The following is a 23,032-nucleotide window of genomic DNA, read 5'->3' as shown; positions in this document are numbered from 1 at the left end:
AGCACCGTAGGAGAATGGCAGCAATGGCGGACATTCGCATAGGACTGGTGGGAGCCGGCCTTATCGGAATCACCCACATGGAAACGATCGCCCGGACGGACGGCTTCCGGCTGACGGGCATTGTTGATCCGGGTCCCAGTGCCGCCGAGATCACCAAAGCCCGCGGCGTGCCGCTCCATGCCAGCGTCGAGGCGATGATTGCAGCCGGAGACGCCGATGGCGTGATCGTGGCGACGCCCAACGAACTGCACGTGTCAATATCCGCCCAATTGCTCGAAGCCGGCCTGCCGGTGCTTCTCGAAAAGCCGATCGCCAACACGGTCGCCAAAGCAGCCGCTCTGCTCGCAGTCGCCGACCGCACCGGCGCGCCGCTGCTGGTCGGCCATCACCGACGCCACAACCCCATCATCCGCGCTGCGAAAAAGGCGATCGCCGAAGGCGCTATCGGCAAGCTCGTCATGGCCTCCGTGGTTTGCTCGCTCTACAAGGGCGGCGACTATTTCAGCACGGCATGGCGGCGTCAGCCGGGCGTCGGCGGCCGCTGCTCATCAATCTGATCCACGAAGTCGACCTGATGAGCCATTTCTTCGGCGACGTCGCCTCCGTCTCGGCAATCAGTTCCAATGCCATGCGCGGGTTCGAGGTGGAGGACACCGCGGCGGCCATCCTGCGCTTCGAAGATGGCGGTCTGGCGTCGCTGACGGTCTCGGATGCAGCGGTTGGGCCGTGGGCCTGGGATCTTTCGGCCGGCGAAAACATCCAGCGCTTTCCCGCGCATCCCGTGCAGTCACATTTCTTCGCCGGCTCCGAAGGCGGCTTGTCGCTGCCCGACCTGACATACTGGTCGCACAAGGGTGAGAAAAGCTGGACCCAGACGCTCGACCGAAAAACCCTCGCAATCGAGCCGGAAGACCCCTACGGCGCGCAGATAAGGCATTTCGGCGCGGTGATCGCCGGCCGCGCCGAGCCGCTGGTGTCGGGCATCGAAGCCGCGAAAAACCTCGCCACCATCGACGCGATCCGCCGGGCGGCCGAGAGCGGGCGCGAAACACAGGTCGAGGCCATTTCTGCCCGCCCGGCCAATTCGGAGCATGGGGCATGACCAGCATTCTCGAACGGTCGCTCGGCATCCTCGAACTCCTCTCGGAAAATGCCGAGGGCCTCTCGGTCAGCGCCATCGCTAACCGCCTCGGCCTGCCGCCGAGCGCCGCCCACCGGCTGCTCAACGAGCTCGCCCGCTTCGGCTATGTGCGCCAGGACCGTGCGCAGGGCGACTATTCGCTGACCATCAAGCTCGCGGCCATGGGCCTGAGCTTCCTCGGCCAGAGCGGCGTCACCGATATCGCCCAGCCGATCCTCGACAGTCTGGCGGCAGCCAGCGGCGAACTCATCCGGCTCAGCGTCATCGACGACCGAAAGCTGGTCTGGGTCGCGGTCGCTCAAGGGGCAACCACCGGCCTGCGCTATGATCCCGGCAAGGAACAGGGCGTCGTCCTCCACCTCGCCTCGACTGCGGGCGGCCAGGCCTTTCTCTCCACGCTGGACGACGACGAAGCTCTCATGATGGTCGCCGAACAGGGTTTTGTGCCAAGGCTGCAGACGCCCGGCCCCAACGCGCCAAAGACGGCCACGGAACTGCTCGCACGGCTCGCCGATACGAGGCGGCGCGGCTACTCCGTTGCCGTCGACAGCTACATCGTCGGCATGGCGGCGATGGCCGTGCCCGTCCGTCTGGGCCAGCAGGGCACGGTGGTCGGCGCGCTCAGCATCGCCGGCCCCGCTGCCCGCCTGACGCCTGAGCGCATGAAGGAACTCGCCGAGCCGCTGAAGGCAGCGGCCGCCGAGCTCGGCCAGGCAAGCAGCGCGTCGCGCTTCTTCCGCAGCGCCCGCAGCCTGTCGCCGGGGATATTGGAAACCGAGAGCCTGTCGGGATGAGCGGCGACGGCCCGATCGGCGTATGCGACGTGCTCATCGTCGGCTCGGTGCCGCCGGCCTGGACGGTGTCACGATCAGAGTCGAGGTTCCGAACCATGAACTGGCAAGCACGCTCGGGCCAAAGGCGCGGGCCGAAGCGGCGCTCGCCGCAGCGCGTCGGGTTCTCGAAGCCGCCGGGCGGACTTGGGAAGCGCGATGATTTCCGCAGTCGATTTCTGCCCGTGCCATCGCTTCGGCCATCATTATCCCGGCCTGAAGATCGATCTCCTGCATCCGGCCTATCGCGCGGAAGACGATCCGCGGCGTGACGGTCTCGCCTGTCTGCGGGACTTCTGGCCGGCTGCTAGGCAGCCTCGGCGATGCCGTCGTCGACGATGACCAGATTGCGGCCGCCGTTCTTTGCCTGGTAGAGCCGCTTGTCGGCGGCGCGCATCAGGTCGGACACGCTTGCATCCGGCGCGCAATTGGCTCCGCCTATGCTGACGGTCAGCGGGATGGTGCGCTCGTCGATCGGACGGAAGCGGATCAGTTCGACCTCGCGGCGGATGCGCTCGGCGACGCGCTCGGCTTCCTTCGCCGTGGCGCCGACCAGGAAAACGCCGAATTCCTCACCGCCGATCCGGCCGAGAATGTCGCCGCTGCGCACGCCGCGGGCGATCGCCGCCGCGATCTCGAGCAGCGCCCGGTCGCCCGTCAGATGGCCGAAACTGTCGTTGATCTTCTTGAAATGATCGGCATCGATGATCAGCAGCGCGCCGCGGTCGGTCTTGCGGCGCGAGCGGTCGAGGGCTGCGAAGAAGCTTTCGCGGTTCAGCATGCCGGTCATGTCATCGCGGCTCGCCTTTTCCGCCAGCCGGCGATGCGCGGCGGCAAGCTGCGCGTGCGTCCGGGCGAGTTCGCGATGCGCCTGCTTCAGCCTGTCGCTTTGCCAGAATGTGAAGGCGCTCGCCGGCCACGCCGTCGCCAGCGGGCACAAGACGCACATCAGGATGGCTGTCCCGTCGACCATGCCGCCAAGTGCTGGAACTGCCGCCGAAACGATCAGCACCGAGACGGCGGCTGCCAGAAGCGCCACGATTGCCGACCTCACGATAATGCTGTTCATCCGCCGCCTCCACTCGGCCGCCTCAATGCCGCAAAAGCCATGAAGGTCTCCTTTCCGCGATGGCTAAAATTCGAGCCAACGCGGCATTTCCACCACCATTGGTTGCGGCAGATCGGACAAAGCGAACCGGCTTCCAAAAGCCTCGATGTTTGCGTAAGGAACCCTATGACCGAGCTTCCGGATCCCGCCCGCTTCGCCCATGTCACCGACTGGGTGTTCGACCTCGACAACACGCTCTACCCGCACCACACCAACCTGTTCTCGCAGATCGATCAGAAGATGACGGCCTATGTGTCGGAACTGCTGACGCTTCCGCGCGAGGAGGCGCGCAAGCTGCAGAAGGAGCTCTATCAGGAATACGGGACGACGCTATCCGGGCTGATGCAGCGCCACAAGATCGACCCCGACGACTTCCTCAACAAGGTCCACGACATCGACTATTCCTGGCTGGTGCCGGACCCGGTACTGGGAGTCGCCATCAAGCAGTTGCCGGGCCGCAAGTTCATCTTCACCAATGGCGACCGCGGCCACGCCGAGCGCACCGCGCGGCAACTCGGCATACTCGATCATTTCGACGACATTTTCGACATCGTCGCCGCCGGGCTGACGCCGAAGCCGGCGCAGCAGACCTACGACAGGTTTCTAGAGCTTCATAAGATAACCGGACGCAACGCGGTCATGTTCGAAGATTTGGCGCGCAATCTCATCGTGCCCAAGGCGCTCGGCATGCTGACCGTGCTGATCGTTCCGAAAAATTTCGAACCGACCTTCTCCGAAATCTGGGAACGCGATCCGGCCTTCGACGATGCCGTCGATTTCGTCACCGACGATCTTGCAAGCTTCCTAAACACGCTGATCCAGGATCGTAAGGCTTGAAGCGATTCACCTCGGTCGAAGCACGGATCGACGCCGCCGCCCATGGCGTGCTCGATCGGCTTCCGGCGCGCGGCCTTTACGGTGCACTGGTAGAGTTCCTGGTGTTCGGCCTGAAGCAGGCATGGGCCTGCCTTTTCGGTGGAGCCATGCTGGCTCTCATCATCGCCACGCGATTGTTCTGGCCGGACGATTCCGGCATCGAACGCTACGATTTCCTGTTTCTCGCCGCTCTGGCGATCCAGCTCTGCATGCTGGGTCTCAAGCTCGAAACACTCGCCGAAGCCAAGATCATCCTGATCTTCCACATCGTCGGCACGGCGATGGAGCTATTCAAGACATCGGCCGGCTCCTGGATCTATCCCGAAGAAAGCATGTTTCGTATCGGCGGCGTACCCCTGTTTTCCGGCTTCATGTATGCTGCGGTCGGTTCCTATCTCGCCCGCATCTCGCGCATTTTCGACATGCGCTACGCCGTCTATCCGCCGCTCTGGGCGACGGCCGTTCTGGCGGTCGCGATCTATGTCAATTTCTTCGCCCACCACTATGTCGTCGACATGCGCTACGGATTGTTTGCCGCGACGGCGATCCTCTATTTCCGCACAATCGTTCACTACCGCGTCTTCCGTGTCCGCCACAGAATGCCGCTGCTGGCCGGTTTCCTGCTGGTCGCGCTGTTCATCTGGTTCGCCGAGAATATCGGCACATGGTCGCGCGCGTGGATTTATCCGGGGCAGCGGGACGCATGGACGCCGGTATCGATCCAGAAGCTCGGCTCCTGGTACCTGCTGATGATTATTTCCTTCGTGCTGGTGATATTCGTCCACCGGCCACGGCCGGTCGAGACGGAGTTGGCCGCAAAACCGCAAGCGGCGGAATAGCGCTGGACTTTTCAGGCCTTTCGGCTGCCGCGCTTGATGTTGGAGCGGACGACCGCTCGTTTCAACGCGTCTTCGGTCTCGCTGCCGTCGAGGCCGCCGCGGTCGGCCCGCGAAATGCCGAGCCCGTCATTGCCGCGCACGCTTTCCTCCAGCCGCCCGACGCGCTTTTTCGGCGCGTTCTCGTCGCTCGCCGGCTGGCCGACCGCCGGCTTTCCAGCCTCTGCCGCGCGGCGCTTGGCGGTCATGTCGTTCGGTCTCGTCGTGCGGACCATCGGCATTCTCCCTTGGCATAGCCGAAGTTAACACCGAAGCCCGCACGACGTTCCGTATCAGTGGTTGGAATGATCCCCGCCGCCGCCTGCCGCCTTGACCGGCAGCGTCAGCTCGACCTTGCCGGCCTTCTCGAATTCCAGCGTCAGCGGCACGCTCGCGCCCACCACGAAACGCTCGGCGACTTCCATGAACATCAGGTGCAAGCCGCCGGGCTTCAGCTCGACCGCCGCGCCGGCCGGAATATCCAGCCCGCCAGCAGCCGGACGCATGACCATCACGCCGTCGACCACCTCCATTGAATGGATCTCGGCCCTGCCGGCAGCGGCCGAGGTGATCGACACGAGACGATCGGGCCCGCTGCCCTTGTTGGCGATGGTCATATAGCCGCCGCCGGCCGGCTGGCCGGGCAGCATCGCCCGCGCCCACTGGCCGGTGATTTCGAGATCTCCAACCGTGACCGCCGCATCCGCCGGCACGCCGTGACCTTCATGGCCACCGCCGGCCGCCGCTACCTTCAGCGCCGGCGCGGGGTGCTCCAGCGAATGCGGATCCTGGCCTTCGGCCGGCTCCTCGATCCAGGCAACCTCGCCGTCGGCGCAAAGCTGCGTCGTCTTGAAGAACAGCGTCTGCCCGGCCTCAACACCGGCCAGCGTGCCGCTGACCGTGAACTCGTCGTAAAAATCGTCAGGCAGTTCGCCGCCGCTCCAGGTCACTTCGGTGACGCCGGAAGCAACGTCCTCGCCGTGCAGATCGTACTTTTTTGCATAGTCGCCCTTGACCGTTGCGATGGTCCAGCCAGGCTTCGGCATCGGCTTCACGCCGATATATCCCTCGGGGATTTGCAGGCGGACCGTGTGGGTCGCCTGGCCGTCGCAGCCGTGCGGGATTTTAAGGACCGCCTTGTAGGAGCCCGGCGAGGCCTCGCGCTTTTCGAGCGATGCATGGGCGTGGGCGGTGATGATCGAAATAGCCGTCAGCGCACAGGCTGTGGCAAGCGGCATGAGAATTCGGCGCATGGTGTGTCCTTTCGCGTCCAAAACAGATTTTTCTCCGGCACCCAGGGCGCAAGAGCATTCATGTTTCAGGCGGAAAGGGGTGGGGCGCGGATGGCCGGCGGAGGCTCGTTCAGGCGGCCCGGAAGGTTCTCCGTCTCGAGCCAATGCGGGAACCGGCCGGCATAGGCCGCCGGCGCGGCGAACGCGGGCTCGGAACCCGCCGAAAGCTTCGGCGGGGCATCCATCCCGGCGCAAGGGCCGCCGATGCAGGTCGGGCAATCGTCGGCGGCGCCGGGCGGCGGCAAAGCATCATCCGCGGCCGGGGACTTGGCCTCGCCGAACATCGTGCAGATGACCCAGGCCTTGGCTGTATTGGCGGCATTCGCCTCGGCCAACGGCTGGAACAGATGTGCGAAGAGAACCAGCGTCGCGGCCACGGCAAACAGCGCGCGGTCGCGCCGCAGCGTCTGAAACCAACCCGGCGATGTCCTGCGGCCTGCCATGACGATTGCTTAGCGGAATCAGCGGCGACCCGCTACCGCGCCACTCTGCGGCATGGCGGCGCTACGCTTGTTTTCCGCATGATCTCGCCAGGAGACTGCAAACTCTTCGATCTTTCGCCTTCCGCAGGTCGCGAGAGGGTGGAAAGGCCGCCAACCACCCCGACATTGCTCGTTGCGCGCTATACGTGCGTTTTTGACGCTTCGTCGATGATCCATGTTCGGAAGGCGACGATGCGGGGGTCCTCGGCCATGCTTTCGGGATAGACGAGGAAGTAGGCGAACTCCGGGGCCATCTTGATTCCCAATTGGAACGGGCGCACCAGCCTGCCTTCCGAAAGATCGTTGGCCACGATGGTAAAATCGGCAAGTGCGACCGCATCGCCGTCGATGGCGGCCTGCAGGGCGTCTGTCGACGTGCCAAAGACGATTGTGCGGCTATCGTCGAAATCGTCGATGCCGGCCGCGGCCATCCACATTCGCCAGTTCGGCCATGTCACGCCGCGGCGGGACCATTCGATATGGGCAAGTGTATGCTTGAAGAGATCGCGCGGCTCTTTCAGCGGCGGCCCGGATTCCAGCAGGCGGGGACGGCAGACCGGAATTATGACGTTCTCAAACAGCCGGTCGGCGCAAAGTCTTGGATATTTTCCGGTGCCGAAACGGATGGCAATATCAACGTCTTCGTGTTCCAAATCCCGCACTTCATAAGAAATATCGAATCTCAACTCGATATCGGGACAGGCTTTCCTGAAACCGTCCACACGCCGCATCAGCCATTTTGACGCAAATTGCGCGTCGGCCGTGACCTTCAACAGTGACGTACCGCGCGCCATTTTCTGGGCGCGCGATACCGCGCGGGTCAGCCCCGTGAGAGCCTCAATCGTCGCCACATGCAGGACCTCGCCGGCTTCCGTCAGCCGCATGGTGCGGCTGGTCCGATGGAACAGCTCGACGCCGACCTGATCCTCAAACTCCTTGATCTGATGGCTGATCGCCGCCGGCGTAAGATGCAGCTCATTGGCTGCGCGCGTGAAACTCAGGTGCCGCCCCGCCGCTTCGAACGCCTGCAAGGCACGCGTGCCAGGAATGTGAGGCATTGATCATCTTCAAATAAAACTATCCGATGCCGCAAAAACTAGTCGTTTTTTGCCGGAGCTTCAAGCGCGTAGAGTCCTCTTCACAGTCGAACGTCAAATTGCATTGAAAGGCGAGGACCATGGCCTATTGCACCGAAATCGATGAAATCCGCCCTCCGGCGAGACCCGCGGCGTCTTTTTTCACCTGGATACTGGACTTTTTCCACATCCGTGAGCGCCGGCGCCTGGCTCTCAAGGACCTGCAGCGCCTCGACGATCGTGAATTGCGCGACATCGGCATCAAGCGGCACGACATTACGGCGATCGTCGACCGCGAAATCGGCAGGTTGCACCTGGATGAACTCCGCTCGCGCCTGTGACCTTCGGTTCGGGCTCACGCCTAGAGTTCATAAAACTTGCCGATGATCTCCCAGGCCTCGTCGGCGGTGTCGACGAAGTCGATGATATCCTGGTCGCCGGGGGTGATGGTGCCCTGCTCGGCCAGGAAATCGAGGTCGATGGCGCGCTGCCAGAACGCCTTGCCGAACAGGATCACCGGCACGCGCTCCATGCGCCCCGTCTGGATGAGCGTCAGCGTCTCGAAGAACTCGTCCATCGTGCCGAAGCCGCCCGGAAACACTGCAACCGCCTTGGCGCGCATGACGAAATGCATCTTGCGGATAGCGAAATAGTGGAAGTTGAAGCACAGTTCCGGCGTCACATAGGCGTTAGGCGCCTGCTCGTGCGGCAAGACGATGTTGAGCCCGATCGACGGCGCGCCGACATCGTCGGCGCCGCGATTGCCCGCCTCCATCACGCCCGGTCCGCCGCCCGTCACCACCACGAATTCGCGATAGTATGACAGCGCCGAATGCTGCGAGCAGAGCCGCGCGAATTTGCGCGCCTCCTCGTAATAGATGCTGTTCTTTTCGAGGTTGCGCTTCTGCCGCTCGTCCTTGGCTGCCCACGCCTCGCCGCCCGGCTCGGGAATGCGCGCGCCGCCGAACAGGATTACGGTCGATTGGATGCCGCGCTCGGCGAGGATCATTTCCGGCTTCAGGAGTTCGAGTTGCAGCCGGACCGGGCGCAACTCCCGCCGCGTCATGAACTCCTCGTCGTTCCAGGCGAGCCGATAGGTGGCGGCACGCGTCTGCGGCGTGTCCGGCACGCTTCTGGAGCGTTCCAGGTCTTCGTCCGAATGCGGCAGCGGCGTCCATCCGGACTGTTCCATTGGATTCATATGCTTCCCCGTCCACTTTCTGTCTGCCTGCGCCGTCCCGTGACGCTGGGCGTGATTGACCCGATACATCCCTCTGACATAGGGTCCGCGCGATTTTAAACCACGTTAACGACAGCGCCCTTAACAGGGCGTGTAGCGGAGCAATTCATGTCCAAGCCCGATCTGGCCAGCCTTGAAAAGACCATCGAAAAGGCATTCGACGAGCGCGAAGCCATTTCGACGGAAACGCGCGGCGAAATCCGCGAGGCAATCGAGACGGCGCTCGACCTGCTCGACCGCGGCCAGGTCCGCGTCGCGGAGCGCCAGCCGGACGGCGAATGGCGCGTCAATCAATGGCTGAAAAAGGCGGTGCTCCTATCCTTCCGCATCAATCCGATGGAGATCGTCAAGGGCGGTCCGGGCGACGCGGTCTGGTGGGACAAGGTGCCGTCGAAATTCTCCGGCTGGGGCGCGGTCGATTTCGAGAAGGCCGGGTTCCGCGCCGTGCCCTCGGCTGTGGTGCGCCGCTCGGCCTATATCGCGCCGGGCGCGGTGCTGATGCCGTCCTTCGTCAATCTCGGCGCTTATGTCGACACCGGCACGATGGTCGACACTTGGGCATCGGTCGGCTCCTGTGCCCAGATCGGCAAGAACGTGCATCTGTCCGGCGGCGTCGGCATTGGCGGCGTGCTGGAGCCGATGCAGGCCGGACCGACCATCATCGAGGACAATTGCTTCGTCGGCGCACGCTCCGAGGTCGTCGAGGGCTGCATCGTGCGCGAGGGCTCGGTGCTCGGAATGGGCGTCTTCATCGGCAAGTCGACGAAGATCGTCGACCGCGCCACCGGTGAGATCAGCTATGGCGAGGTTCCCGCCAATTCGGTGGTCGTGGCCGGCGCGCTGCCGGGAAAACCCTTTCCGAACGGCCAGCCCGGCCCCAGCCTCTACTGCGCCGTCATCGTCAAGCGCGTCGACGCCCAGACCCGTTCCAAGACCTCGATCAACGAGCTTTTGAGAGATTGATCTTTACCGGAAACGGACGCACCTTCCGCGGGCGCGAAATTATGTCGCGTTCCATACCAAGAGGGGTGACATGGACTGGAAATGGCTTCTCACCAGCTTTGACGGCCGCATCAACCGGGCCAAATTCTGGGCCGGCGTCGGCGTATTGGTCTTGCTCGGCATCGTGGCTACCGTGATCGATATCATCATCGGTTCGTCGATCGATGTCGGCGGCGGCGCCCAGATGGGCATCGTCAGCATTCTCGCTTCGCTGGCGTCGATCTACCTGGCTCTGGCGCTCTACGCCAAACGATGGCATGACCGCGACAAATCGGGCTGGTGGTCGCTCATAGCCATCTTGCCCTTCATCGGTGCGATCTGGATACTCGTCGAGCTCGGCATGCTTGAGGGTACCAGAGGCGCCAACCAGTATGGACCGGACCCGCTTGCCTGACCGCGACCAGCTTTTCTGGCTTTTCTTCCGCTTCTCGGGCCGCGTCAGCCGCGCGGCCTATTTTCTTGCCGGCCTGCTTCTGGCGATCGTACAGGTTTTCCTGCTGTACCGCTTCACGCTCGTGCCGCAGGACAGCACGCAGGGCCAGTTCTGGGCAATGGCGTTCTGGGCCGCAGTGCTGATCTCGATTTGGTCGAACGTCGCGCTCAGCGTCAAGCGCCTGCACGATCTCGACAAGCCCGGCATTATTGCCGCGACGCTGTTCATACCGGTCATTTCCATCATCGCATTTGTGCTGCTCTGCCTCTTCCCCGGAACGCCTGGCCCGAACCGCTACGGCGCGGCGACCAATCAGCCGAAATAAGTTCAGGACGGGCGAGACATGTCCTACCGTACGCTTGACCCGGTGCTCATCATAGGAACGGCCGAGCGGCTGGAAGAGCGCATCGCCGACCGCTTCCCCGATTCAGGCCTGCGCAAGGTCGCAGCCGGACTGGTCCATTTGTCGCGCGACCTGGCCAAGGCAGCCAAGGAACTGGAGCGGCCGATATGGTGGGTACGCATCCTGATCGGCCTGGCCATCGCCGCCGGCGCCTCGGTGTTCCTTTTCGTCGGGACTATTCTGTCCTTCGATCGCATCTCCACCGGCGCGTTCGACTTCGTCCAGGGCATCGAAGCCTCGCTCAACACGCTGCTGCTCGCCGGTCTCGGCTTTCTGGCCCTGGTGCGGGCCGAAGAGCGCATCAAGCGCAAGCGGGTGTTTCGCGAACTGCATGGGCTGCGTTCGCTCATCCACGTCATCGATATGCACCAGTTGACCAAGGATCCGGCCACCCTATCGTCGGGCTTCAAGGCGACCGAGCACTCGCCGGTGCGCGAGCTCAATGCCGCCGACCTCGCCCGCTATCTCGACTACTGCTCCGAGATGCTGTCGATCTCGGGCAAGCTTGCCGCCCTCTTTGCGCAATCGGTCAACGACGAGGTGGTCGTCGATGCCGTGAACGATGTCGAAAGTCTGGGCTCCAACCTGTCGCGCAAGATCTGGCAGAAGATCATGATGATCGAGCAGTCCGGCGGCCGCAAGAAGGGCTGATGGTGCGCGGCCCTGACCTGGACCTTCAGCAATTCATCCGGGCGAACCTGCCGATCGCCCCGGTTCCCTCCGTTCCCGAAATCCGTCTCCACAAGGCCGGGCCGGCCAGCGGCCTGCGCCGTCTTGCCGAGCTGGATGAGCAAGGCTTCGGCTCGCCCTACTGGGCCTATTATTGGGGCGGCGGGCTGGCGCTGGCGCGGCATATTCTAGACCGGCCCGAAATTGTGGCAGGCCGACGCGTACTCGACCTTGGCGCCGGTTCGGGTATTGTCGGCATCGCCGCGGCAAGGGCGGGCGCGAGCGAAGTGATCGCGGCGGAAACGGACCGCTACGCGGTGGTTGCGATCGACCTGAACGCCGCGGCGAACGATGTCACGGTTTCGACGATCCTGGGCGACCTTACCGGTGGCCCACCTCCTCCCGTGGACATCATCGCCGTTGGCGATCTTTTCTACGAACGCGACCTCGCCGAACGCGTGACGGTGTTTCTCGATCGCTGCCTCACGGCAGGCATCGACGTGCTGATCGGCGATCCGTGGCGGGCCTTTCTGCCCCGCTCACGGCTTCAGCTGATTGCCGAATATCCGGTGCTGGAATTCGGCGAGGCTGGGAATGCTGCAGCAAAGCCAAGCGCCGTCTTCTCGCTCATGCCGAATATCGTTTAGCTCTGATCGCAACCCAAAAGGCCGCTCTGCTGGCCCAGCCGTCGCTGCGTGACAGGGGCGGCAGTTTGCAGTATCCCGCTTGTCATGAAACTGCCCACCGATCCGGCCGAAAATCTCGCAACCCTGATCCGCTGCCCGTCGGTCACGCCGGCCGAGGGCGGCGCGCTCTCCGTCCTTGCCGCCATGCTGAAGCCTATCGGCTTTTCGGTCGATCGGCCGTGCTTCTCAGAAAGCGGCACGCCGGACGTCGAGAACCTTTACGCCAGGCTGTCGGGCAACGGCCCGCATCTGATGTTTGCCGGGCACACCGACGTGGTGCCGGCTGGCGACGATTCGGCGTGGACGCTGCCGCCTTTTTCCGGCGAAATCCGTGATGGCGAGATGTATGGCCGCGGCGCAGTCGACATGAAGGGCGGCATCGCCTGCTTCGTCGCCGCCCTTGCGCGGCACATCGAAAAGCACGGCAACCCAAGGGGCTCTGTGTCGCTGCTGATCACCGGCGACGAAGAAGGCCCGGCCATCAACGGCACGGTGAAACTGCTCGACTGGGCCGCCTCCCGGGGCGAGAAATGGGACGCTGCGATCGTCGGCGAGCCTACCAATCCGGATGCGCTCGGCGACATGATCAAGATCGGCCGGCGCGGCTCGCTGTCGGGCGCGGTCACCGTGCACGGCCGGCAGGGCCACGTTGCCTATCCGCACCTGGCTGATAATCCGGTGCGCGGGCTGATGACGCTCGTCGACGCACTGATCGAGCCGCCTTTCGACGCCGGCACCGCCGATTTCCAGCCGAGCAATCTGGAAATCACTTCGATAGACGTTGGCAATCCGGCCACCAATGTCATTCCGGCCAACGCCACCGCGATTTTCAACGTCCGCTTCAACGATGCATGGACAGCCGAAACGGTTCAGGCCGAGATCCACAACCGGCTCGACGCGGCCAGTCGCCGCAAGAAGTACCGCAAGGGCCGCAGCGAGCCGATCGAGTACGAGCTTGTCTGGCGCGACCGGCCGAGCCACGCCTTCCTCACCCGCGACGAGAAGCTGATCGAGACTCTGAGCGGGTCCGTGAAGGCGATAACCGGCAGGCAGCCTTCGCTTTCCACTTCGGGCGGCACGTCCGATGCCCGCTTCATCAAGGATTTCTGCCCGGTCGTCGAGTTCGGCCTGGTCGGCAAGACCATGCACATGGTCGACGAGCGCGTCGCCGTCGCCGATCTCGAAACGCTGACGCAGATTTATTCCCGCTTCATCGAAGACTGGTTCGGCTAGAGCGAAATGCCGAGCGCAGCCGAAATCCAGCGATATCTGACCGGCGCATGGCGGCTGATGACCGGCAAGCCCGACGGGCTGCTGCTGCTCGACATCTCGGTCGACGGCTTCTGGAACTCGTTCTTCGCCATCGTGATAGCGCTGCCGGCGCTTTTCGTCAGCTGGATCGGCGTCGCCAATGAAATCGCGGAGGAGCCGCTGGCGGGAGGCCGGCTGTCGATCCTGCTGCGGCTGGCCGCGATCGATCTCAGCGCCTGGATCCTGCCGCTCGTCGCGCTGGCAGTCGCAGCGCCGCTCGCAGGCATCGGCGCCCGCTTTGTCCATTACGTCGTCGCCAGCAATTGGGGCTCCGCGCTGATCATCTGGCTGATGCTGCCTGCCGCCATGCTCAGGCTGATTTCGCCGTCTTCATCCGACTTGGCGTCGCTGCTGTCGATCGGCCTATTCGGCCTTTCCATGGTGCTGACGTGGCGGCTGACCAATGTGGTGATCGGCAGGGGGCCGACCATCGGCACGGCGGTCTTCGCCGGAATGTTCATCGCTTCGCTTGCCGTACTGTTCCTGCTCCAGGCCGCGCTTGGAATTCAGCTTCCCGGATAGCGCACGCCGGTCAGATAAAGCCCTTCCGGCGGCGCGACCGCCCCGCACGCCGCGCGGTTCTTCGCTTCAAGTGCGGCCTTGACGTCGGCCGGCGTCCAGCCGCCCTCGCCGACGCGCTTCAGCGAGCCGACCATGGACCGCACCTGGTTGTGCAGGAAGGATCGCGCCGCGGCGTGGATCTCGATCAGTTCGCCCGAACGCCTGACGTCCAGTTGTTCCAGTGTCCGCACCGGGCTGCTCGCTTGGCACTGCACGGAGCGGAAGGTGGTGAAGTCGTGCCGGCCGATCAGCATGAGCGCCGCTTCCTGCATGGCTTCGACGTCGAGTTGCTTCGGCACCCACCAGGCCCTGTTCTTCTCCAGCGCCGCCGGCGCGCGCCGGTTGATGATGCGGTAGAGATACTGCCGGCCGGTCGCCGAGAAGCGCGCGTCGAAATCGTCCGGGACAGGCTTCGCCGCCAGCACCGCCACGGCTTCGCCAGCCATCTGCAGATGCGCGTTTATGGCGTCGCGCACCGTGTCGGCCGGCCATTCCTTGGTCAGGTCGGCATGCGCGACCTGGCCGGTGGCATGCACGCCGGCGTCGGTTCGGCCGGCGCCGCGCAGCGCTATGTCGTCGCCGCAGAAGCTCTTGATCGCCTGCTCGATCGCCGCCTGCACCGAATGCGGTCCGTCCTGCCGCTGCCACCCGGCATAGGTGCTGCCGTCATACTCAATGTCGAGGCGGTAGCGCGGCATCAAGCGGCAAGAGCGGACCCGAAGGCCGATGCATAGACCAAGCTTCCGGTCTCCGGCGCGGCCTCGTCCCAGGCGAGCGCCTGCAGCGCCTCGCACTGATACTCGCTTTCAAACTTCGCGGCGCGCTCGTGCGAATAACCGAAGCGGCCGTAATATGCGGGTTCGCCCAGCACCAACGACAGCTTTTCGCCGGCGGCCTTCAGCCTCAGATGCGCCTCGCGGATCAGTGCGCCGCCGATGCCGGCGCCGTGGAAGGCGGGCTCGACGGCAAGCGGCGCCAGCGCCACTGCTGGAAAATTCTTGCCGCCCTTCGACACGAAGAGCCGCGAAAACAGGATATGACCGACGACCTGGCCGTCATCTTCCGCCACCAGTTCGATGATCGCGTCGCCATCGCTGACCAAAGCGTCGACCAGCCCGGCCTCCATCTTCTGGCCGAAAGCATGCTCCTCGACGAGCCGGATCGCGTCGCGGTCCCTCGGCGTTGCGGTTCTGATCGACATCATACTCATGCGAGTTTCATTCCTTTTCTTGTTTTTGCGCCGCGCAAGAATTGCCCGGCGGTGACGGGCTTGCCGCCCGCGCGTTGAAGTTCAAGCAGGCGGACCGCTCCCTCCCCGCAGCCGACGGTGAGCCGCTCGTTGAGAATTTCGCCCGGTTCGCCTTGCCCATCGGCAAGCGTCGAGCGCAGCAATTTCAGCCGTTCGGCCTTGCCGGCAATCTCCATCTCGCACCACGCACCGGGAAAGGGCGAGAGGCCGCGAATATGGTTGTGGACCTGCCGGTTGGCCTGCGTCCAGTCGATGCGCGTTTCCGCTTTATCGATTTTGCGCGCATAAGTCACGCCTTCGGCCGCCTGCGGCCGCAGCGTCAGTTCGCCTCGTTCCAGTCCGGACATCGCCTTGACCATCAGGTCAGCGCCGATCACCATCAAAAGGTCGTGCAACTCGCCGGTGGTCATGTCCGGCGCGATCGCCACGCGTTCGGCCAGCGCAACCGGCCCGGTGTCCAGCCCTTCGTCCATTTTCATGATCATCATACCGGTTTCGCGGTCGCCGGCCATGATGGCGCGCTGGATGGGTGCGGCGCCTCGCCAGCGCGGCAGCAGCGATGCATGGCCGTTCCAGCAGCCGAGCCTCGTGTCCTCCAGAATGGCTTTCGGCAGAAGCAGGCCGTAGGCCACGACCACCGCCACATCCGCCTTGAGTGCGGCAAACGCCGCCTGCTCCGCCTCGCCCCTGAGCGAAACCGGCGTGCGTACCGTTAGCCCCAGCCTTTCGGCCTCGCGCTGCACCGGCGATGGTGTCAAATCGAGCCCGCGCCTTCCGGCCGGCCGCGGCGGCTGGGTGTAGACGGCCGCGATGTCATGCCCGGCTTCGGCGAGCGCCCGAAGCGTAGGCGCGGAAAATTCCGGCGTTCCCATGAAGATTATGCGAAGCGGCATGTGTTTCCGTTTGGCGATGTGGCGCGATGCGCGTGCTTTACACGCCCGCTTCAAACGGGTTTACGCGTTTCAGGTCAAGTCCCTCGAAATCGCGGGCGTTGCGTCGGCGATAGCAAACGAGACCCGCGCCAGCAGCCCGCGCCCGGTGTTGGGCGTCAGAAGCTCGAGTCTCGCGCCGAACAGGGCCGCAATTTCCTCTACAATGGGCAGGCCGAGGCCCGCGCCGGGCTTGGCCCCGCCATTGCCGCGCGCAAAGCGCTGCCGCACCGTTTCGATTTGGTCGGGCGGGATGCCCGGCCCATTGTCCTCCACCTCCAGCACGACCGCCTCGTTCGCCAGAACCCGAACGGTGATCTCAGCCCCGCTGCCGGCATAGGCGATCGCGTTCTCTATAAGGTTTCCGATCAGCTCGGCGAGCAGCAGCGGCTCGCCGCGGATCATCGCCGGCTCCACTCCGTCGAAACCGAGATCGATGCCGGCCGCGCGCGCCGCCACGATGCGCTCGGCCGTGCAGCCTTGCGCAAGCTGGGTGAGATCGACCGGGACCAGATGCTTCAGCCGTTCGGACGCCGTCTCGTCGATCTTGGCGAGCAGCAGCAACTGCGCCAGCACGCGCTCGGCATGGGCGACAGCTTCATCGCCGGTCCTGGCGGCGGAGCGCGCCTCGTCGAGTGAACCCGCCCGCGCCGACAGCGCAAGCTGCGTCCTGATGATAGTCAGCGGCGTTCGCAACTGATGGCTTGCATTGCCGGTGAAATGCCGCAGCGCCTCTATTGCCGCGTCCAGCCGGCCCATGAACGAGTTGACCGCCTCGACCAGCCCTTTCACCTCGTTTGGCGCCGGCTGCTCGATCGGATGCAGGTCTCCCGGATTGCGCTCGGCGATGGCGTCGCGCAGCCGATAAAGCGGCCCGAGCGAGGCCGTGACCGCGAACCAGACGATAATCGCCGCCCCGAGGATCAGGATCGCCAGCCGAACCGCGGAGCGCAACAGGATCGTATTGGCAAGCTGGCTGCGTGCGATGGTGGTTTCGGCCACGGTGACCACGAAAGGTATGGAATCCACCCCCGTCGACGCGGATCGCGACAGCGCCGCCAGCCGGATCGGATCGCCCCGGAAAACAGCATCCGCGAAGGACAGATTTCCCCGCACCTCTCTCGAAATCGTCGGGAGATTCTCATAGCCGGTGATGAACGTGCCGGGCGGCCCGTCGACGCGGTAGAAAACCCGGTCCTGCGCCGCCGATGTCAGCATTTCGAGTGCGACATAGGGGATATCGACCTCCAAGCTGCCATCCTCGGCCACCACCACGCGTTCCGCGATGGCCAGCGCCGACCCCGCCAGAATGCGGTCGGAAACCGCGTCGGCGGTGCGCACCGCCTCCCGGTAGGTATCGAGCAGCGCGCTCAGGCCGATCGCCACGAGCGGCACCAGCAGCCAGACGAGCAGCCTGCGGCGTAGCGAATAGCCGGCGGCGCCTGCCGTCACGCTTGCGTCTTTTCGAGGTAGTAGCCGATGCCGCGCGCGGTGCGGACGGTCAGGCCGTGCGGCGCCAGCCGCTTGCGCAGCCGACTGACATATTGCTCGATCGCATTGGCGCTCAAATCCTCGTCGAAGCCGGCGAGCGATTCGATGATCGACTGTTTCGCCACCACCTTGCCGGCGCGCATGAACAGCGTCTCCAGCAAGCTGATCTCTCGCGCAGGAATGTCGATTGCGACGCCGGCGGCCGAGAAAGTGCGCGAGTTGAGATCGAGCGAGACCTCGCCGAACGAAACCGTAGCGGACTTCTGGCCCGCTTGCCGCCTGAGCAGCGCCCGCACCCGAGCCTCCAGTTCGCCTACGTCGAACGGCTTGGCCATATAATCATCGGCGCCGAGATTGAGTCCCTTGACCCGGTCGTCGGACTCGCCACGGGCCGACAGGATGAGCACGCTGGCGTCGTGCTGGCGCGCCCGCATGATGCGCAGCACCTCCAGCCCGTCATGCTCCGGCAAATTCAGGTCGAGGATGACCAGATCGAAGCGCTCGGTCGCCAGCACTGCGATTGCCGACGCCCCATCGCCGACAATGTCGACCGCATAGCCGCTGCCTTTCAGCACCGCGGCCAGGCCGTTTGCCAGCGTGGCATTGTCTTCGACGACCAATATGCGCAAGCGGCCCCCTTTCCCGCATAATCCTAGAACCACCGCCCGAACTTGTGAACACCACCGGCATGCGGCATGGTCGGCCGGCCATGCCGTTTTTCATTCTCATCGCTTTCCTGCTGGTCGGCTTCGGCCCCGCTCAGGCCGACGTAGCGGTGTTCCCGGCCGCCAATGGCGACCCGGCCGCGCGTACGCTCACCGTCTATTCCTCGCTCGACGCGCCCCTGGCGGACGCGATGATCAAGGGATTCCAGCAAGCCAATCCGGCGATCGCGGTGCGCTACGAGGATCTGCAGACCGTCGATATCTACGACCGCATCGTCGCCGAAACCGACGCCAAGCGCGAGACCGCCGACATTGCATTTTCTTCGGCCATGGACCTGCAGGTCAAGCTCGCCAATGACGGCTATGCCCAGCAGAGCGATCTTCCGATGAGCGCGCGCTGGCCTCGCTGGGCCAATTGGCGCAACACCGCCTATGCGCTGACTTTCGAACCGGCGGTTTTCGTTTATCACAAGCCGAGCTTCAAGGACGCTGCACCGCCGGCGACGCGGCGTCAGTTCGTGGATTTCCTGGAAGCCCAGGGCGACGCGGTCTTCGGCCGCATCGCCACATACGACATCGAACGCTCCGGCGTCGGCTTCATGTTCATGTCGCGCGACCAGGAGCAGTTCGACGACATCTGGTCGGTGATCGGGGCGATGGGCGCTGCCGGCGTCAAGCTCTATTCGACCAGTTCCGCAATCCTCGAGCGCATCGCCGACGGCCGCTTCGTCCTGGGCTACAATATTCTCGGCTCCTATGCCGCCGACTGGGCGTCGCGCGATCCGGATGTCGGCATCGTGCTGCCCAGGGATTACACGGTCGTGATGTCGCGGATCGGCCTGGTGCCGGCGGCCGCGCGGTCTCCCGATCTCGGCCGCAGATACCTCGAATATTTCATGTCGGCCGAAGGCCAGGCGGTGATGGCTCGCGAGCTGCAGATCGCCGCCGTCAATCCCGACGTTTCGGGCGAGAACACCGCAAACACCATGCAGGCCAATCTCGGCGCGCAATTGCGCCCCGTCCCGGTCAGTCCCGGGCTGATGGTCTATCTCGACCAGGTCAAGCGCACCCGGCTGATCAAGCGCTGGAACGACGCCTTGCGGGGCCGATAGCGACCTGACAAGATGCTGGCGAGATTGTCAGCCTGATGACAGGTTCATGTGGTGATGTGATGCCCGGTCGGTCGCCGGAGGCGGCCAGACCTTGAGAAGTTTGGGAGGACTTCAAGCTCTTTTCCTCGACGCATCGTCCGGCCTCGCAAGCCGGCGCGGGGCGGTACGAGGCTTCCAAACCGGAAGCGAGGGGCGTCGGCGCTTGCCGTGCGCTCCGGCGCGATAGCCACAATGACGCTGCCTCTCCGAAGGCAGGCGAACAGAAGGAGGAAATTCAGTGAAGCATTTCGTATTCGCATCCATCCTCGGCGCCTTTTTGGCGCTGCCGGCCCATGCGGCTGACTACAAGATCATGGCGCCCGCCGCCCCCGGCGGCGGCTGGGACCAGACCGCGCGCTCGATGCAGACCGCGCTGCAGGACGAGAAGATTTCCGGCAACGTGCAGGTCACAAACGTCCCGGGCGCCGGCGGCACGATCGGACTTGCCCAGTTCGTAAATCAGGCCAGCGGCGACCCGTCGCAATTGATCGTCGGCGGCTATGTCATGGTCGGCGCAATCCTCACCAATGCATCGCCCGTGACGCTCGACCAGGTAACGCCGATCGCTCGCCTCACCGGCGAATACGAGGTGATCGTGGTGCCCGCCGCCTCCGACATAATGGACATGGCCGGTCTCGTCGAAAAGCTGAAGGCCGATCCGGGCGCGGTTTCCTGGGGCGGCGGCTCCGCCGGCGGCGTCGACCACATCACGGCCGGTCTGATCGCCAAGGCCATTGGCGTTGACCCGACCAAGGTCAACTATATCGCCTTTTCCGGCGGCGGCGAAGCGCTTGCCGCCATCCTTGGCGGCCAGGTGACGGTCGGCATCTCGGGTTACGGCGAGTTCGCCTCGCAGATCGAAGCCGGCGCGCTGCGCATCATCGGCATTTCGAGCGACGAGAAGGTTGAAGGCATCGATGCTCCGACCTTCAAGGAAGGCGGCGTCGACGTCTCGATCCAGAATTGGCGCATGGTCGCCGCTGCTCCCGGCGTTACCGACGAGCAGAAGGCCGCCATCAACGCCGATATCGAGAAGATGGTGATGTCCGAATCCTGGAAGAAGATTCTCGCCGACAAGGGTTGGGCGAACACCTATCTCGCTGGCGATGAGTTCAAGGTGCAGCTCGCCAAGGACATCGAATCGACTTCGGCCATCCTGAAAGATATCGGCCTGGTTAAATGAGCGACGGCAACCAGCCACGTCAGGAGCGTCGCCCCGACCGGGCGGCGCTCGTCATTGCCGCGGCGCTGGCGGTTGTCGCGATCGTCATCGCCTGGAGCACGGCAAATATGGGCGGCGCGGCCAGCTACGCGCGAATCGGACCGACGACGTTTCCCTATGTGATCGCCTTCGGCCTGTTCGTCCTTGCGATTTGCACGGCATATGAAGCCCTGCGCGGCGATTTTCCGCAGCGCGAAGAGCAGAACTTTCCGCCGATGCTGTGGATCGTCGGCGGCCTCGCCGCTCAGATGCTGCTCCTGAAGACAGTCGGCTTCTCGATCGCCACCGGCCTGCTTTTTGCCGCTACCGCGCGCGGCTTTGGCAAGGGTCCGTTGTGGAAGACGGTTCCGCTCGGAATCGTTCTCGCCTTGGCGATCTGGCTCGTCTTCGCAAAGGGACTGCAGCTAGCTCTGCCCGCCGGTCCCCTTGAGCGCCTTTTTTAAACGAGGTTAGACGAAGGCATGGATACTTTCGGTCTGCTCGCGCAAGGTCTGCTCGTCGCTCTCGAGCCCATCAATCTGTTTTACGCACTGGTCGGCGTGACGCTTGGCACCGCCGTCGGCGTCTTGCCGGGCATCGGCCCGGCCTTGACCGTAGCGCTGTTGCTGCCTGTCACCTACAAACTTGATCCGGCCGGCTCGCTGATCATGTTCGCCGGCATCTATTACGGCGGCATGTATGGCGGTTCGACGACGTCGATTCTCCTTAACACGCCGGGCGAAAGCGCTTCCATCGTCACTGCGCTCGAAGGCAACAAGATGGCCAGGGCGGGGCGCGGAGGGCCGGCACTTGCGACGGCGGCGATTGGATCCTTCATCGCCGGGCTCATCGCTACACTCGGCCTGGCTTTCATCGCGCCCTGGATCGTGAGCATTGCGCTGTCGTTCGGGCCGGCCGAATATTTCGCACTGATGGTGCTTGCCTTCATGACCGTCTCGGCGGCTTTCGGCGATTCGGCGCTGCGCGGACTGACGGCGCTGGCTATTGGTCTGACGCTGGGCCTGATCGGCATCGACCTCCAGACCGGACAGGCCCGGCTGGCATTCGGAATTCCCGACCTTTTGGACGGTATCGAGGTGACGACGCTGGCGGTCGCGTTGTTTGCGGTCGGAGAGGCATTGAGCGTCGCGGCAACCAAGGGCGCCCGCGAACAAAAGATCGAGCCGGTGAAGGGCTCGGTGTGGATGAACCGCGAAGACTGGGCGCGTTCATGGAAGCCTTGGCTGCGCGGCACCGCTATCGGCTTCCCGATCGGGGCGATGCCGGCAGGCGGCGCCGAAATCGGCACCTTCCTGTCCTATTCGGTGGAAAAGCAGCTCACCACGAAACCCGAGGAATTCGGCCATGGCGCCATCGAGGGCGTCGCCGGGCCGGAGGCGGCAAACAATGCGTCCGCCGCCGGCACGCTGGTGCCGCTGCTGACGCTGGGCTTGCCGACGACCGCGACGGCGGCGATCATGCTTGCCGGGTTCCAGCAATTCGGCCTGCAGCCGGGGCCGCTGCTCTTTGCAAACAGTCCGCAGCTTGTCTGGGGCCTGATCGCCAGTCTGCTGGTCGCAAATTTCATGCTTGTGGTGCTGAACTTGCCGCTGATCGGGCTGTGGGTCAGATTGCTGACCATCCCGACGCATTGGCTTTATGCCGGCATCCTGATGTTCGCCACGCTCGGCACGATCGGAGCCAACCCGTCGAGTTTCGAACTCGGCATGCTGCTGGCGTTTGGTCTTATGGGATATGGGCTGAGGCGCTTCGGTTATCCGATCGCGCCGGTGGTCGTCGGGCTGATACTCGGACCGATGGCGGAGCAGCAATTGCGCCGCGCGCTTGCGATCAGCCAAGGCGATCCGACTGTTCTGGTCGGCTCGCCGATCGCCATCGTTCTGCTCCTACTAGCGGTAACTGCCGTCGTGCTGCCGATGATTCTGCGGGCGCGGGGACAAGGCAAGGTGCTGGCGCAATTGGCCGGCGACGAGGATTGACGTTCGCGCGCCCAGTTGCTGAGCGACCGGGGTAGCGATTATTGACGGCAATTAGAGGCTTTTGATCTGACGGAACCGTTGGGGATCGATCCCTAGGGCGCGCAGATCGCGCGCTGCCGGTTGGCGGCCATTCTCGACCGCGGAGGCGGCCGCAATGGCGCTGCCGAACAGGTTGAAAAATTCGCCTAGTCTCGCGCGCTGTTGACGATATGACATGCTATGTTCCTTTCGCATTGTGCAATGCAATATAGGTAGGCACTCGCCGGGCAGTTTGTCAGGCCTTTGGCCGCAACGCAGACATGCCGCAGGCGCATTGGTGCTTCGTTTCGTGTTCCTGCGGCGAGACCGTCGTCGAGATGTC

28 protein-coding genes are annotated in these 23,032 nt (G+C 64.1%); 17 read left to right on the top strand and 11 right to left on the bottom strand.

Going from position 1 to position 23,032, the window contains the following annotated elements; genetic code table 11:
* Nucleotides 1-23 precede the first annotated feature (23 nt).
* From G6N73_RS18120 to G6N73_RS18110, 3 genes are read left to right on the top strand one after another with little or no spacing between them, the layout of a single operon-like run.
* Nucleotides 24-557: a Gfo/Idh/MocA family protein gene (locus tag G6N73_RS18120; RefSeq protein ID WP_165030057.1), complete on the top strand. Its 534-nt coding sequence runs from the start codon at nucleotides 24-26 to the stop codon at nucleotides 555-557.
* Complete coding sequence (locus G6N73_RS18115; RefSeq protein ID WP_165030055.1) at nucleotides 512-1,102, top strand: Gfo/Idh/MocA family protein; 591 nt, start codon at nucleotides 512-514, stop codon at nucleotides 1,100-1,102. The genes G6N73_RS18120 and G6N73_RS18115 overlap by 46 nt, the downstream gene beginning before the upstream one ends.
* The gene (locus G6N73_RS18110) at nucleotides 1,099-1,935 is read left to right on the top strand and encodes an IclR family transcriptional regulator (protein WP_165030053.1); all 837 of its coding nucleotides are present in this window, start codon (nucleotides 1,099-1,101) and stop codon (nucleotides 1,933-1,935) included. Before G6N73_RS18115 ends, G6N73_RS18110 begins: the two co-directional genes overlap by 4 nt.
* 343 nt (nucleotides 1,936-2,278) lie before the next feature.
* Here G6N73_RS18110 and G6N73_RS18105 read toward each other — a convergent pair whose 3' ends face one another.
* Nucleotides 2,279-3,040 (bottom strand): GGDEF domain-containing protein, encoded by a 762-nt coding sequence (locus G6N73_RS18105; protein WP_165030052.1) that lies wholly within the window; start codon nucleotides 3,038-3,040, stop codon nucleotides 2,279-2,281.
* Nucleotides 3,041-3,205: 165 nt separating this feature from the next.
* Between G6N73_RS18105 and G6N73_RS18100 the strand changes: the two genes are divergently transcribed.
* Nucleotides 3,206-3,916 carry a pyrimidine 5'-nucleotidase gene (locus tag G6N73_RS18100; protein ID WP_165030050.1) on the top strand — a complete coding sequence of 237 codons (711 nt, stop codon included), beginning with the start codon at nucleotides 3,206-3,208 and terminating at the stop codon, nucleotides 3,914-3,916.
* On the top strand, nucleotides 3,913-4,794 hold the full coding sequence (locus G6N73_RS18095) for a DUF817 domain-containing protein (RefSeq protein ID WP_206078934.1): 882 nt from the start codon (nucleotides 3,913-3,915) through the stop codon (nucleotides 4,792-4,794). Before G6N73_RS18100 ends, G6N73_RS18095 begins: the two co-directional genes overlap by 4 nt.
* Nucleotides 4,795-4,805: 11 nt before the next feature.
* Here G6N73_RS18095 and G6N73_RS36355 read toward each other — a convergent pair whose 3' ends face one another.
* The 4 genes from G6N73_RS36355 to gcvA form a co-directional block, all read right to left on the bottom strand.
* On the bottom strand, nucleotides 4,806-5,066 hold the full coding sequence (locus G6N73_RS36355) for a hypothetical protein (RefSeq protein ID WP_206078933.1): 261 nt from the start codon (nucleotides 5,064-5,066) through the stop codon (nucleotides 4,806-4,808).
* A gap of 57 nt (nucleotides 5,067-5,123) precedes the next feature.
* On the bottom strand, nucleotides 5,124-6,083 hold the full coding sequence (locus tag G6N73_RS18090; protein ID WP_246252202.1) for a DUF1775 domain-containing protein: 960 nt from the start codon (nucleotides 6,081-6,083) through the stop codon (nucleotides 5,124-5,126).
* A gap of 65 nt (nucleotides 6,084-6,148) precedes the next feature.
* The gene (locus tag G6N73_RS18085) at nucleotides 6,149-6,565 is read right to left on the bottom strand and encodes a hypothetical protein (protein WP_165030048.1); all 417 of its coding nucleotides are present in this window, start codon (nucleotides 6,563-6,565) and stop codon (nucleotides 6,149-6,151) included.
* Between the two features lie 179 nt (nucleotides 6,566-6,744).
* Entirely contained in the window at nucleotides 6,745-7,662 is a 918-nt protein-coding gene (gcvA, locus tag G6N73_RS18080) for a transcriptional regulator GcvA (protein ID WP_165030046.1), read from the bottom strand.
* A 119-nt stretch (nucleotides 7,663-7,781) separates the two neighbouring features.
* Here gcvA and G6N73_RS18075 point away from each other — a divergent pair, with 119 nt between their 5' ends.
* On the top strand, nucleotides 7,782-8,021 hold the full coding sequence (locus G6N73_RS18075) for a DUF1127 domain-containing protein (protein ID WP_165030044.1): 240 nt from the start codon (nucleotides 7,782-7,784) through the stop codon (nucleotides 8,019-8,021).
* A gap of 20 nt (nucleotides 8,022-8,041) precedes the next feature.
* Here the strand turns inward: G6N73_RS18075 and G6N73_RS18070 are convergent, their stop codons facing one another.
* Nucleotides 8,042-8,881 carry an LOG family protein gene (locus G6N73_RS18070; protein ID WP_206078932.1) on the bottom strand — a complete coding sequence of 280 codons (840 nt, stop codon included), beginning with the start codon at nucleotides 8,879-8,881 and terminating at the stop codon, nucleotides 8,042-8,044.
* 147 nt (nucleotides 8,882-9,028) lie between these two features.
* Here G6N73_RS18070 and dapD point away from each other — a divergent pair, with 147 nt between their 5' ends.
* The 7 genes from dapD (at nucleotide 9,029) to G6N73_RS18035 (ending at nucleotide 13,946) form a co-directional block, all read left to right on the top strand.
* Entirely contained in the window at nucleotides 9,029-9,883 is an 855-nt protein-coding gene (gene dapD / locus G6N73_RS18065; protein ID WP_165030040.1) for a 2,3,4,5-tetrahydropyridine-2,6-dicarboxylate N-succinyltransferase, read from the top strand.
* Nucleotides 9,884-9,953: 70 nt separating this feature from the next.
* A complete protein-coding gene (locus G6N73_RS18060; RefSeq protein ID WP_165030038.1) occupies nucleotides 9,954-10,316 on the top strand; it encodes a DUF805 domain-containing protein in 363 nt (120 codons plus the stop codon).
* The gene (locus tag G6N73_RS18055; protein ID WP_206078931.1) at nucleotides 10,294-10,680 is read left to right on the top strand and encodes a DUF805 domain-containing protein; all 387 of its coding nucleotides are present in this window, start codon (nucleotides 10,294-10,296) and stop codon (nucleotides 10,678-10,680) included. Before G6N73_RS18060 ends, G6N73_RS18055 begins: the two co-directional genes overlap by 23 nt.
* Nucleotides 10,681-10,698: 18 nt before the next feature.
* A complete protein-coding gene (locus G6N73_RS18050) occupies nucleotides 10,699-11,409 on the top strand; it encodes a hypothetical protein (protein ID WP_165030036.1) in 711 nt (236 codons plus the stop codon).
* Nucleotides 11,409-12,074, top strand: coding sequence for a class I SAM-dependent methyltransferase (locus G6N73_RS18045; protein WP_165030034.1), 666 nt, complete (start codon nucleotides 11,409-11,411; stop codon nucleotides 12,072-12,074). The genes G6N73_RS18050 and G6N73_RS18045 overlap by 1 nt, the downstream gene beginning before the upstream one ends.
* Nucleotides 12,075-12,158: 84 nt before the next feature.
* Complete coding sequence (dapE, locus tag G6N73_RS18040) at nucleotides 12,159-13,346, top strand: succinyl-diaminopimelate desuccinylase (RefSeq protein ID WP_165030032.1); 1,188 nt, start codon at nucleotides 12,159-12,161, stop codon at nucleotides 13,344-13,346.
* A 6-nt stretch (nucleotides 13,347-13,352) separates the two neighbouring features.
* On the top strand, nucleotides 13,353-13,946 hold the full coding sequence (locus G6N73_RS18035; protein WP_165030029.1) for a transporter: 594 nt from the start codon (nucleotides 13,353-13,355) through the stop codon (nucleotides 13,944-13,946).
* On the opposite strand, the gene truA is transcribed toward G6N73_RS18035, so the two are convergent.
* From truA to G6N73_RS18010, 5 genes are all read right to left on the bottom strand, one after another.
* Nucleotides 13,931-14,683 (bottom strand): tRNA pseudouridine(38-40) synthase TruA, encoded by a 753-nt coding sequence (truA, locus tag G6N73_RS18030; protein WP_165030027.1) that lies wholly within the window; start codon nucleotides 14,681-14,683, stop codon nucleotides 13,931-13,933. The two genes, G6N73_RS18035 and truA, sit on opposite strands and share 16 nt — an antisense overlap.
* On the bottom strand, nucleotides 14,683-15,195 hold the full coding sequence (locus tag G6N73_RS18025) for a GNAT family N-acetyltransferase (RefSeq protein WP_165030025.1): 513 nt from the start codon (nucleotides 15,193-15,195) through the stop codon (nucleotides 14,683-14,685). Before G6N73_RS18025 ends, truA begins: the two co-directional genes overlap by 1 nt.
* The gene (gene fmt, locus G6N73_RS18020) at nucleotides 15,192-16,127 is read right to left on the bottom strand and encodes a methionyl-tRNA formyltransferase (protein WP_165030023.1); all 936 of its coding nucleotides are present in this window, start codon (nucleotides 16,125-16,127) and stop codon (nucleotides 15,192-15,194) included. Before fmt ends, G6N73_RS18025 begins: the two co-directional genes overlap by 4 nt.
* Before the next feature lie 69 nt (nucleotides 16,128-16,196).
* On the bottom strand, nucleotides 16,197-17,615 hold the full coding sequence (locus G6N73_RS18015; protein ID WP_165030021.1) for a sensor histidine kinase N-terminal domain-containing protein: 1,419 nt from the start codon (nucleotides 17,613-17,615) through the stop codon (nucleotides 16,197-16,199).
* Nucleotides 17,612-18,283 (bottom strand): response regulator transcription factor, encoded by a 672-nt coding sequence (locus tag G6N73_RS18010; protein WP_165030019.1) that lies wholly within the window; start codon nucleotides 18,281-18,283, stop codon nucleotides 17,612-17,614. Before G6N73_RS18010 ends, G6N73_RS18015 begins: the two co-directional genes overlap by 4 nt.
* A gap of 80 nt (nucleotides 18,284-18,363) precedes the next feature.
* Here G6N73_RS18010 and G6N73_RS18005 point away from each other — a divergent pair, with 80 nt between their 5' ends.
* The 4 genes from G6N73_RS18005 to G6N73_RS17990 all read left to right on the top strand — a co-directional run bounded on the left by G6N73_RS18005 (nucleotide 18,364) and on the right by G6N73_RS17990 (nucleotide 22,671).
* Complete coding sequence (locus G6N73_RS18005) at nucleotides 18,364-19,431, top strand: ABC transporter substrate-binding protein (RefSeq protein WP_165030017.1); 1,068 nt, start codon at nucleotides 18,364-18,366, stop codon at nucleotides 19,429-19,431.
* A gap of 277 nt (nucleotides 19,432-19,708) precedes the next feature.
* Nucleotides 19,709-20,653, top strand: a complete 945-nt coding sequence (locus tag G6N73_RS18000) for a tripartite tricarboxylate transporter substrate-binding protein (protein ID WP_165030016.1) — start codon at nucleotides 19,709-19,711, stop codon at nucleotides 20,651-20,653.
* Complete coding sequence (locus G6N73_RS17995; RefSeq protein WP_165030014.1) at nucleotides 20,650-21,135, top strand: tripartite tricarboxylate transporter TctB family protein; 486 nt, start codon at nucleotides 20,650-20,652, stop codon at nucleotides 21,133-21,135. Before G6N73_RS18000 ends, G6N73_RS17995 begins: the two co-directional genes overlap by 4 nt.
* Before the next feature lie 18 nt (nucleotides 21,136-21,153).
* Nucleotides 21,154-22,671 (top strand): tripartite tricarboxylate transporter permease, encoded by a 1,518-nt coding sequence (locus G6N73_RS17990; RefSeq protein ID WP_165030012.1) that lies wholly within the window; start codon nucleotides 21,154-21,156, stop codon nucleotides 22,669-22,671.
* Nucleotides 22,672-23,032: the final 361 nt, after the last annotated feature.

It is taken from the genome of Allomesorhizobium camelthorni, assembly GCF_011045125.1.
Lineage (GTDB): Bacteria > Pseudomonadota > Alphaproteobacteria > Rhizobiales > Rhizobiaceae > Allomesorhizobium > Allomesorhizobium camelthorni.
This window is presented reverse-complemented; position numbering and strand designations above follow the sequence as displayed.